The organism is Pseudomonas sp. P7548, from assembly GCF_013386585.1.
Taxonomy (GTDB): domain Bacteria; phylum Pseudomonadota; class Gammaproteobacteria; order Pseudomonadales; family Pseudomonadaceae; genus Aquipseudomonas.
Genome location: NZ_JACARO010000176.1, coordinates 1 through 990, shown reverse-complemented (window position 1 = coordinate 990; position 990 = coordinate 1). Strand labels below are relative to the sequence as shown.

Sequence of the window (990 nt, the reverse complement as noted above, 5' to 3'; positions counted from 1 at the left end):
ACCCACCCCCATGCCCATGACGCACACCAGCGCCACATAGTAGGCCGGGCCCATCGGGCTCTCCTTGAGCAACAGCGACACAAACACCGGGCTCAGCCCGCCAAGCACGGCATAGGCCAGGTTGTAGGAAAACGACAGGCCACTGAAACGCACGGCCGCCGGGAAGCCCGTCACCATGACGAAGGGGGCTGCGGTCACCGTGCCGACAAATAGCCCCGTCAGCATGTACAACGGGAAGAGCCACTGCGGATGGCCAGCCAGGCTGGCGTACAGCGCCCAGCACGTCACCATCAAGCCGAAGCAGCCAACCACTAGCACCCGGCCAGCGCCCAGGCGGTCGCACAACTTGCCGGCAATCACCAAGCCCAGCGCCATGCTGATGATCGCCAGGCTATTGGCCTGCAACGCCACCTTGGGGGCGACATGGTAGACACCTTGCAGCAGGGCGGGCGTCATCAGGATCACCACCACCACACCCGCCGACAAGAACCAGGTCATCAACATCGACAACACAATCGACTCGCGACTCTCGCGCAACACCGTGCGCAGCGGCACGTCACGGGACAATGCCTTGCGCTGCTGCAACTCGGCGAACACCGGCGTTTCATGCAACCAGCGACGCAGGTACACCGACATCAAGCCGAATACCCCGCCCAGCAGAAACGGAATACGCCACGCATATTCGGCCACCTGCTCGGGGCTGTAAGCACCGTTGATACCCGTAGCGACCAGCGAACCCAGCAGAATCCCCAGGTTCAGGCCTACCGACAACACACCGACGGCATAGCCAATCCGCTTGGCTGGCACGTGCTCGGCCACAAAAATCCACGCGCCCGGCACCTCGCCGCCAATCGCCGCGCCCTGGATGATGCGCATCAACAGCAACAGCGCCGGCGCCAGCAGGCCGACCTGTGCATACGTCGGCAGCAAGCCGATGGCCAGGGTCGGCAATGCCATCAGGAAAATACTGAGGGTGAACATCTTCTTGCG

The 990-nt window shown here is 63.0% G+C and carries 1 protein-coding gene; it reads right to left on the bottom strand.

Annotation, left to right across the window (positions count from 1 at the left end):
- Nucleotides 1–990: MFS transporter (locus HX803_RS32020; protein WP_178926060.1), on the bottom strand; the 990-nt coding region annotated here is incomplete at both ends.